Annotated in this window: 10 protein-coding genes; 5 read left to right on the plus strand and 5 right to left on the minus strand. The window is 66.9% G+C overall.

From position 1 onward, the window contains the following. The first annotated feature begins 321 nt into the window (after positions 1–321). A complete protein-coding gene (locus tag QMA07_RS16445) occupies positions 322–621 on the plus strand; it encodes a hypothetical protein (RefSeq protein WP_140038498.1) in 300 nt (99 codons plus the stop codon). Between the two features lie 219 nt (positions 622–840). Here QMA07_RS16445 and dnaB read toward each other — a convergent pair whose 3' ends face one another. Then, positions 841–2,223 carry a replicative DNA helicase gene (gene dnaB, locus QMA07_RS16450; RefSeq protein WP_290163837.1) on the minus strand — a complete coding sequence of 461 codons (1,383 nt, stop codon included), beginning with the start codon at positions 2,221–2,223 and terminating at the stop codon, positions 841–843. 554 nt (positions 2,224–2,777) lie between these two features. On the opposite strand from dnaB, the gene QMA07_RS16455 reads away from it, so the two are divergent. From QMA07_RS16455 to QMA07_RS16465, 3 genes are all read left to right on the plus strand, one after another. After that, on the plus strand, positions 2,778–3,896 hold the full coding sequence (locus QMA07_RS16455) for a hypothetical protein (protein WP_290163839.1): 1,119 nt from the start codon (positions 2,778–2,780) through the stop codon (positions 3,894–3,896). A gap of 109 nt (positions 3,897–4,005) precedes the next feature. Further along, the gene (locus QMA07_RS16460) at positions 4,006–5,259 is read left to right on the plus strand and encodes a chaplin family protein (protein ID WP_290163841.1); all 1,254 of its coding nucleotides are present in this window, start codon (positions 4,006–4,008) and stop codon (positions 5,257–5,259) included. A gap of 287 nt (positions 5,260–5,546) precedes the next feature. After that, positions 5,547–6,038, plus strand: coding sequence for a hypothetical protein (locus QMA07_RS16465; protein WP_290163843.1), 492 nt, complete (start codon positions 5,547–5,549; stop codon positions 6,036–6,038). 93 nt (positions 6,039–6,131) lie between these two features. Here the strand turns inward: QMA07_RS16465 and rplI are convergent, their stop codons facing one another. The 4 genes from rplI to rpsF form a co-directional block, all read right to left on the minus strand. Further along, positions 6,132–6,584 (minus strand): 50S ribosomal protein L9, encoded by a 453-nt coding sequence (rplI, locus tag QMA07_RS16470; protein ID WP_140038506.1) that lies wholly within the window; start codon positions 6,582–6,584, stop codon positions 6,132–6,134. An 11-nt stretch (positions 6,585–6,595) separates the two neighbouring features. Then, positions 6,596–6,850: a 30S ribosomal protein S18 gene (gene rpsR, locus QMA07_RS16475; protein WP_042541518.1), complete on the minus strand. Its 255-nt coding sequence runs from the start codon at positions 6,848–6,850 to the stop codon at positions 6,596–6,598. A 71-nt stretch (positions 6,851–6,921) separates the two neighbouring features. After that, entirely contained in the window at positions 6,922–7,437 is a 516-nt protein-coding gene (locus QMA07_RS16480; protein WP_042541519.1) for a single-stranded DNA-binding protein, read from the minus strand. Between the two features lie 5 nt (positions 7,438–7,442). Next, positions 7,443–7,811, minus strand: coding sequence for a 30S ribosomal protein S6 (gene rpsF / locus QMA07_RS16485; RefSeq protein WP_042541520.1), 369 nt, complete (start codon positions 7,809–7,811; stop codon positions 7,443–7,445). Positions 7,812–8,037: 226 nt separating this feature from the next. Here rpsF and QMA07_RS16490 point away from each other — a divergent pair, with 226 nt between their 5' ends. After that, the gene (locus QMA07_RS16490; protein ID WP_290163852.1) at positions 8,038–8,736 is read left to right on the plus strand and encodes a hypothetical protein; all 699 of its coding nucleotides are present in this window, start codon (positions 8,038–8,040) and stop codon (positions 8,734–8,736) included. Positions 8,737–9,322: the final 586 nt, after the last annotated feature.

Genomic DNA, 9,322 nt, shown 5'->3' on the forward strand with positions numbered 1-9,322 from the left:
ACAGCTCGCCACATCTTTCGCGATTCGCGATTCGCGAAATGCCAGCCATGGGACTACTTTGCCTGCATACGCCGCACAGCGCAATAGTCCGTCTGCACTGCTCGCGATGCAACGAGTAGCACCCAGCCCGCTCGACCTCACACAGCCTCGACGGGCCGGTGAGCGACGCGGGCGGCGCCCGTTGACGTCTGAATCATGCAGTGCACCGCCCGACGTCAACTCATACAGTTGAGCCGACACTCGACCCTCGGCTGACGGCTTTACTACGCTAGACATGTCTAGGTTGCACATGTGCAACGCGTGCGAACGGGGCAGGAAGCAGTGACGAACACCACGACACGCGAACAGTCGAAGTTGCTCTTCGGCAACAGCAACATGTTCGCGTTCCTCTGCGCCCTCCGCGAGCTCGATACGGATGAGTTCACCATGCGGGATCTGCTCCATCGCACCGACATCCCTACGAACATCGCGTACGGACTGCTCTCCAGGTGCATCAAGCTCGGCATCGTCGCCGCAGTCGATGAGTCGACACTCGAACGAGCAACTCGGTATCGACGCCTCGCGCATCCATTGCTCGCGCAGTTGCCTGACCTCGAGCAGGCGTTCGCGAACAACATCTAACGGCAGACCTGCGGCCACGAGCCGAGCGCGGAGCGACAGAACGAGACTCGCGCACGCACGACGGCGGGCACCAAGCACGAGTCGCCTATTGGCACGGACCCGACACGCTCGACGCCCGCTGCCTCCGACTTGAGCAGACTACGCAGTCTCGTCCAATTCCGGCCGACCTGTCCCATCGGACATCTCTATGACAAATCAGCCCGGAATTGGACATTTCACTCAGGAACCCTCATTGAAGTCGCCGCCCGGCGCCATGTCCATGAAGCGCGAGTAGTGGCCCTGGAACGCCACGGTGATGGTCGCCGTGGGTCCGTTACGGTGCTTGGCCACGATCAGGTCGGCCTCGCCCGGGCGGACGTCCTTGTCGTACACCGAGTCGCGGTGCAGCAGGATCACCATGTCGGCGTCCTGCTCGATCGAGCCGGACTCGCGCAGGTCGCTGATCGCGGGCTTCTTGTCGGTGCGCTGCTCGGGACCACGGTTCAGTTGCGACAGAGCGATGACCGGAACCTGCAGCTCCTTGGCGATCAGCTTGAGGCTTCGCGAGAACTCCGAGACCTCCTGCTGACGCGACTCGACGCGCTTTCCCGACGTCATCAGCTGCAGGTAGTCGATGATGACCATCCGCAGCCCCTCGCGCTGCTTGAGCCGACGACACTTCGCGCGGATCTCGACCAGCGTCATGTTCGGGCTGTCATCGATATAGAGGGGAGCATCGTTGATGCGGCCTCGCGTGGCGGCGACCGTCGTCCAGTCGCGAGGGTCGAGGTTTCCCTTGCGCATGTTCTGCAGCGGGATCTGACCCTCGGCACTCAGCAGACGCATCGCGATCTCGCTCTTGCCCATCTCGAGGGAGAAGAAGACGGAGGGGATGTTGTGGCCGATGGATGCCGAGCGTGCGAAATCGAGCGCGAGCGTCGACTTACCCATCGCAGGACGCGCGGCGACGACGATCATCTGGCCGCCGTGAAGGCCGTTCGTCAGCTCGTCGAGCTCTTTGAAGCCGGTCGGCACACCCGTCATCGAGCCGTCGCGGCCGCTGGCTGCCTCGATCTCTTCGAGAGCCGCGTCGACCGCGATCTGCAGCGGCACGTAGTCTTCGGCGGTCTCGGAGCCGGTGATCGAGTAGATCTCGGCCTGAGCGTTGTTGACGATGTCGGTCGCGTCGCCCTGGCCGTCGTAGCCGAGCTGCACGATGCGCGTGCCCGCATCGACCAGACGACGCAGGATCGCCCGCTCCGACACGATGCCCGCGTAGTATCCGGCGTTCGCTGCGGTGGGGACGATCGAGGTGAGCGTGTGCAGATAGTCGGCACCGCCGGCGCGGCTCAGCTCGCCCGTCTTGATGAGCTCGTCGGTGACGGCGACGACGTCCGTCGGCTCACCATGCGAGTAGAGCGACAGGATCGCCTCGAAGATGAGCTCGTGCTTGGGGATGTAGAAGTCAGCGCCCTTGAGCGTCTCGATCACATCGGCGACAGCATCCTTCGAGAGGAGCATTCCGCCCAGCGCGCTCTGTTCCGCGAGCGTGTCGTGCGGGGGCGTGCGCTCTGGCGGACGCTTGCCCCCGAGGCGCTCCTCTGAGATGTCGGCGATCGACACACTGCTCCCTTCGCTGCGACGTTCTTCCGGTGCGCTCGGCGCCGACTGCGTCGGCCACTCGATGCGATTCAGTTCGAGAAGGACCGTTCGCACAGCAAAACAGGCACTTCCGACATCGGGTCGCTGCACCACGCTACGAGCGGCGGTTTTCGGTCGCAACACGCCCTGTGGATAACTATGTGGAAAGCGTGCGAACAAGTCCGGAGAGTCTGTGTAGAACGCATGTGGATAACTCGGTGGAGTACCGTGAAATGATCTTTCGTTTTGCCTCTTGGCCTGGGGTTTGCAGTTTCCCCACCCTGTGGATGAGAACGTGGTTCAACCGCGCATTGAAGGTTGATCGAATCCGGCGGGGGATGTGTAGAACCTGGGGAAAGTCAAGCCGAGATTCAACCGGGCGCGTCACACTGAGCAACCCTCTGAAATGTGCGTGAGATGCGGTCGTTTTCGAGCGGAACCCTCTAGACATCGCGATATACCGGGAGTATCGTCACCGGCAATCGACGCAGTGTGCGTCGACGACGAACGATGGCTCTCGGGGGAGGGAAGTCGACGTGAACGCTCAATCGGTCCGGCGCCGCCTTCCGGCTGTCGCCCTCTGGGGTGGCCTGGGCGCGGTCGCATGGGCGGCGATCACGATCTTCGCGGGCGGGTCGTCTGCGAGCGCGGACGACAGCTCGAACGATTCGCTGCTCGACGGCGTCTCCTCTGTCGCGAGCGAGACAGTCTCGACCGTCGAAGACACCGTGACGGCAGTGACCTCCCCGATCGTGGCCCCGGCGGCACCCGTGGTCGCCCAGGTGGTCGAGCCCGTGGTCATCCAGGTCGTAGAGCCCGTCGTCACCCATGTCGTCGAACCCGTCGTCACCCATGTCGTCGAACCCGTCGTCACCCAGGTCGTCGAACCCGTCGTCACCCAGGTCGTCGAGCCCGTGCAGCACGTGGCGCAGCCCACCGTCGACCACGTCGCGGAGACGATCGCGCAGGTTCCGGTCGTCGGCCCGGCGACGTATCCGATCACCGATGTCGTCGCTGGCACCACCGAGACCGTCGTCACTCCCGTGATCGATCTCGTCGGCGGATCCCCGGTGGCGCCGATCGTGACGGACGTGATCGGAGAGCTGCCGATCATCGGCGACGTGACCGCAGACCTCGGAGTGATCGACGTCATCGGCGGGGTCGTCGGCGGGGTCGTCGGCGGGGTCGTCGACAACGCCGTACCTCCGGTGATCACAGGCGTCACTCCCGCATGGCCCGCCATTCCGGCAGCCGAGTCCGACTCCGATGCCCTCGGAGCGACGCCTCCCGGCTTCAGCCCTGCGGGAGTCGCCTCTGCGGAGGCTGATCCGCGGACAGGCCTGTACTCCGCCGGGGTCGCGCGCCTTCAGCCTGCCGAACCGGCAGCATCCGATCTCCATCCGGCAGCACCGATCGCCGTGCCCGCCACGACTGTGCCCGAGTCCGACGAAGGGCACTCGCCGTCCGCACCGCCCGCCGGAGCTCCCGCGGCACCTTCTTCCTCCGCCGGTTCGAGCGGAGCGTCCTCACTCTCCCCCGCGCTCCTCAGCGACGCGGGTCTTTCTGCGCTCCGTGCTGTGGAGCGCACCCCCGGCGCACCCGACGACGTCTTGCCGACGTCTCTGGTCGCCGGCACCGACGTCTCTCCTGACTGACGGGTTGTCCGGTCGTTCCTCGTGGACGACAGATGCCGTGCTGCGCGCGCACATGCTCTTCGCGTGCACCCATCAAGACACACCCAGTTCCAGTCAGGAGAAGGTCATCATGCGTACATACATCAAGCGGGCCCTGTGGGGCACGCTTCTCGCCGGCGGGATCACCCTGCTCGGCGCGACAGCCGCCAACGCGGCAGACACCTCAGGAGAAGACGGGCTGCTCTCGGGCACCCAAGCCGACACCGCGATCACGGCGCCCGTCACGATCGTCGACAACGCCGTCTCGCTGCTCGGAGATTCCTCCGCGCAGCAGGCACCGGCTCCCGCCCCCGCTCCGGCGCCTGCACCCGAACCGGTGCCCGAACAGGCTCCGGCAGCGACGACGAGCGGAGACGACGGTGCCGCATCAGGCACCCAGGCCGTCGTGGACGTCGTCGTGCCCGTCACGGTGACCGGCAATGCGATCACCTTGCTCGGCGACTCGTCGAGCGAGTCGGCAGCACCGGCCGAAGCTCCTCAGGCCACAGCACCAGCCCCCGCTCCGGCGATCACCACCGACGGCGACGACGGTCTGCTGTCGGGCACACAGGGCCTGATTCAGGTCGACGCACCGGTCACGGTGTCGGGCAATTCGATCGCAGTGCTCGGAGACAGCGAGTCCCTCGGACAGGATGCCGCAGCACCGGCTCCCTCGAGCGGCAGCGCTGAGGGATCCACAGAGCCGTCCACATCGGGTACCGACGGCGTCGCGAGCGGTACGCAGGTGACCGCACCCGTCACGGCACCCGTCACGATCGGCGGCAACGCGATCTCCGTGATCGGAGACAGCGAGAGCACCGGCGGAACAGGCTCCGCCGCACCCATCGCAGGAGCACCGTCGACCGGCAGCACCACCACCGGTGACGACGGAATCCTCGGCGGCACCCAAGTCACCGCACCCGTGACTCTTCCGATCACGATCGGCAGCAACGCGATCTCCGTGGTCGGCGAGAGCACGGTCACGGCTCCCCCGAGCGATCCTGGAACGGACCCGGGGACTGACCCGGGAACCGACCCGGGAACCGATCCCGGCACCGACCCCGGAACCGACCCGGGGACCGACCCCGGAACCGACCCGGGGACCGACCCCGGCACGGACCCCGGAACCGATCCCGGCACGACTCCCGGCACAGAACCGGGAGCCGGCACCGACGCCGGCACGCCTGCGACAGCTGTCGCAGGCGGCGCGGCCGTGACGACATCCGCCCCGGCACAGGGACTCGCCGCCACCGGTGATTCCACCTCGTTCGGCTTCGCCTTCCTCGCCGCACTCCTGCTCCTCCTCGGAGCCGGAATGCTCCACCGTCGCCCTATGACGGCGTAGCCGCAGACCCCGACGGTGTCGACGTCCTCGGGGGAGGAGATGCGACACCGTCGGTGTGCGGGTCTCGTGATGCCCTGAGCAGGTTCCCCAGACCTGCCCGCGTCTGCGATGCCGCACAGTTCACGGATGCCCCGCGTCCCCAGCGCGGGGCATCCGTCGCGCCCGGAACCCGCACGAAGCGCTTCGGATGACGGCGCGGGCGCTACGCCTAGACTCTCCGGGGAGGTCATCATGCAGAACCGCTGCGGTCGACGGGCGCTCGCCTCGCAGGTGCCGCGGGTGTCGCGGTGACGGAGGATCCCCGCCGCCTGCGGTGGGCCGCCAACGGCGCACGGACCTTCCGCATCCCGGCCGATGCCGCCGACATCGCCCTGGTCGAGATCGACCGTGGGATGCGGGCTGCCCATTTCCGCTCAGACGCGCCTGGTGCCGAGGCGGGAGTGCAGCGGATCTACCGACGGGGGTCGGTCGTCGGCGATGTCCTGATCGGCGGAAGCGGGCTCTCGGCCCTCACGACCAGGCTCGGTCCGCTGTCGGCCCGAGGCGTCGCCGTCACCTGGATCGGCGCGGTCGACGCGCACTCTGTCTGCGTGATCGTCTCGCTCGTCGCTGGCTCCCACGTCGGAGGAGATTTCGTGGACGGGGTCGACGACGCCGTGCACGCTCTCGTCTCTCGCGGCATCCCCGTCGAGGATGAGGGGTGGTCACGGTCGGTCGATGTCGATCAGACGCTGCCGGCGAATCCCCGTCGCGCCGCCGACCTCGGTCTCACCCGCTAGCCGAGGGCACCAGACGATCCGAGACACCGACGGGCCGGGAACGCAGAACGCCCCCTGTCCCGGAGGACAGAGGGCGTTCGAGAGTGTCGTGCCTTACTTGGCGGCGACGACCTGCAGCGTGATCACTGCGGTCACGTCGTCGTGCAGACGAACCGTGGCCTCGTGCTCACCGGTCGACTTGATCGCCGACGGGATGTGCACCTTGCGCTTGTCGATCGAGCCGAGACCCGCGGCTGCGACAGCATCCGCGATGTGATCGGTCTTGACCGAACCGAAGAGGCGACCCTCGTTGCCGGCCTTGACGGCCAGGCGCACCTTGGTGGCCTCGAGGGAGTTCTTCAGTGCCACGGCCTCGTCGCGGTCGTGGATCGCGCGAGCTTGACGAGCAGCCTGGATCGAAGCGACCTGCTTTTCGCCACCGCGAGTCCACGCCGTAGCGAAGCCCTTGGGGATGAGGTAGTTGCGGGCGAACCCGTTCTTGACCTCGACCACGTCACCGGCGCTACCAAGCCCGGCGACCTCGTTCGTGAGAATCAGCTTTGCCATCTCGATACCCCTTACCGGCCGGCGCCAGCGTAGGGCAGGAGTGCCATTTCGCGTGCGTTCTTGATCGCGGTGGCGATCAGACGCTGCTCCTGCACCGAAACACCGGTGATACGACGGGCGCGGATCTTGCCGCGCTCCGAGACGAACTTGCGGAGGGTGGAGACATCCTTGTAATCGATGACTCCGACCCGGATCGACTTCGCGGGAGCGGTGGGCTTGCCACCCTTCCGCGGCTTGCGGCGGTCGCCGCTAGACTTTCCAGCCATTGTTTTTCCTTAATGATGAGACGGATGCCGAGCCCTTCGACAGGCTCAGGGACCCGGTTCCAGAAGTTGTTTCAGAACGGGGTGTCGTCGCCGAAGCTGCCCGGAGTGCTCCAGGCATCTGCGCTCGTCGACGAGCCGGGCGTTGACCACGGCTCTTCCGACACCTGCTGCTGCTGTGCGGGGCGCGACTGTCCGCCGCCACCACCGCCGCCGCCACCGGTCGACGCCGCACGGGTGACCTGCGCGGTCGCGTACCGAAGCGAGGGGCCGATCTCGTCGACCTCCAGCTCGATAGCGGTGCGCTGGTTGCCCTCGCGGTCCTGGTAGGAACGCTGACGCAGACGGCCCTGCGCCATGACGCGCATGCCCTTGGTCAGCGAACCCGCCACGTGCTCGGCGAACTCGCGCCAGACCGACGCGCGGAGGAACAGCGCTTCGCCGTCCTTCCACTCGTTGGCGGCGCGGTCGAAGTTCCGAGGCGTCGAAGCGATGGTGAAGTTCGCCACCGGCAGTCCGTTCTGCGTGTAGCGCAGCTCGGGGTCGGCCGTGAGGTTGCCCACCACGGTGATGACTGTTTCGCCGGCCATCGGACTCAGGCCTTCGCAGCCTTGGCGGCCTTGCGAGCAGCCTTCTCTTCGGTGCGCTTCGCTTCGAACGCGACCATCGCCTGAGCTTCCTCAGAACGGAGGACCTTGGTGCGCATGATCTGCTCGTTCAGCTTCAGCTGACGGTCGAGCTCCTGCGTGGCCTCGCTGGTAGCGGTGAAGTTGACGACGGCGTAGATGCCTTCGTTCTTCTTCTGGATCTCGTAAGCCAGACGGCGCTTACCCCAGATGTCGACCTTGTCAATCGAGCCACCATCGTTGGTGATGACCTTCAGGAACTTGTCGAGCGTAGGGGCGACCTGGCGCTCGTCGATCTCGGGGGTCAGAATGACCATGAGTTCGTACTGGTGCGTCACTTACCCACCTCCTTCGGACTAGAACGGCTTCCGGGACGTTCCCGGAAGCAGGAGGGTGTGTGAACGTCATCTGCCGAGCCACCCGAGTGGGCGCCTGATGGCAGACAACCTTGACAGTCTAGCGGAGAAACCTTCGGCCTGCCCCCACGCGTATCTCCGAGCAGTTGGCATGCTGGAATGCGTGCGGGTTGACACTCAGCGCGCACACGACCGAAGGGGGAACGCCATGCGCGTCAACAAATGGGGGGTCGGCATCGTCCTGACCGCCACAGTACTGCTCACCGGGTGCACCGCGGGTGCCGAGGAGCCCGCCGAGGAAGAGCCCACTGCGGCCGCGGAGGAGACCGCCGCGCCCGAGTCCGACTGCCCCGAGCTGACCGAAGGCGCGACCGTCGACGGCGCCGCGCTCGGCGCCTGCATCACCGAGGCGATGACCGACACGGCCGGGTACCAGGCCAAGACGTCGATCCTGGGCATGGACACGACCGCGCGGTACAACCCCGCGACGGATGCCGTCGAGACGGTGACGCCCATGGGATCGCTGATCCTGATCGGCGACGACGCCTGGGTCAAGACGCCCACGACCGACTGGCAGGTCGCCGACCCGAACTCGAGCGACCCGATCGTCGCCGCGCTCAGCAGCGGTGCCGCGACGGCAGCAGGCACCGACCCGGCCACGGCCGCAGGCGCGCTGACCGGCGAGTTCACCGTCACCGGAACCGGCAGCCGCCTGGGTCAGGACGTCTACCTCGTGAGCGGCACGTCCGAGGCACAGGGCGTCCCGGTCGACGTGGTGTTCGAGGTCACCGACGACTACGTGGTGCTGGCGACGACCGGCAGCACCGAGGCCGCCGGCCAGATGATCGAGACCTCCCTCGAGATCACCGAGTGGGACGTCGAGCAGGACATCGTCGCACCTCTCTGATCCACGAGCGGATGCTGCGGGCCGGGGCCTTCGCCTCGGCCCGCAGTGCGTTCCGGGCGCGCAGCATCCGTTCGGTCCATCCCTCGGGGTCGCTCCGGCCACGCCCTCGGGCCACGCCGTCGGGCCACGCCGTCGGGCCACGCCGTCGGGCCACGCCGTCGGGCCACGCCGTCGGGCCACGCCGTCGGGAGGAGAACTCCCCTTCGGGAGGAGGTTCAGGCTCGAAACGTCCTCCCCAGGCGCAGATCTCCTCCCGACGAGCAGACATCGAACGCGTCGGCCGTGTGCAATCGGCGCCGGCACTTCCCGGTCAGACTGACGCATCGGCGATACGCCCGTCGATCTCGGCGGGCTCGGCACCGGTCTCTCCCGTCACGGTGACGAAGATCTCCCGTATCGAAGGGCCGCCGCGCAGCATCCGCTCGGGCCACCTCAGGCCGGCCGCTCGGGAGGAGATCTGCGCCTCAGGAGGAGGATCCGGCTCGGATCCTCCTCCCCAGAGGCAGTTCTCCTCCCCACGGGACAAACGCGAACGCGCCAGCCGTGTTCGGCTGGGGCGTGAGCTCCGGGTGGGGCGGAGGCGCCG

The organism is Microbacterium sp. APC 3901 (assembly GCF_030407765.1).
Classification (GTDB): Bacteria; Actinomycetota; Actinomycetes; order Actinomycetales; family Microbacteriaceae; genus Microbacterium.

Excerpts from the sequence above, each read along its gene's own strand:
- QMA07_RS16480 (WP_042541519.1), bottom strand. The coding sequence starts at position 7,437 with ATGGCCGGCGAAACAGTCATCACCGTGGTGGGCAACCTCACGGCCGAC.
- rplI (WP_140038506.1), bottom strand. The coding sequence starts at position 6,584 with ATGGCAAAGCTGATTCTCACGAACGAGGTCGCCGGGCTTGGTAGCGCC.
- QMA07_RS16460 (WP_290163841.1), top strand. The coding sequence starts at position 4,006 with ATGCGTACATACATCAAGCGGGCCCTGTGGGGCACGCTTCTCGCCGGC.
- QMA07_RS16490 (WP_290163852.1), top strand. The coding sequence starts at position 8,038 with ATGCGCGTCAACAAATGGGGGGTCGGCATCGTCCTGACCGCCACAGTA.
- rpsR (WP_042541518.1), bottom strand. The coding sequence starts at position 6,850 with ATGGCTGGAAAGTCTAGCGGCGACCGCCGCAAGCCGCGGAAGGGTGGC.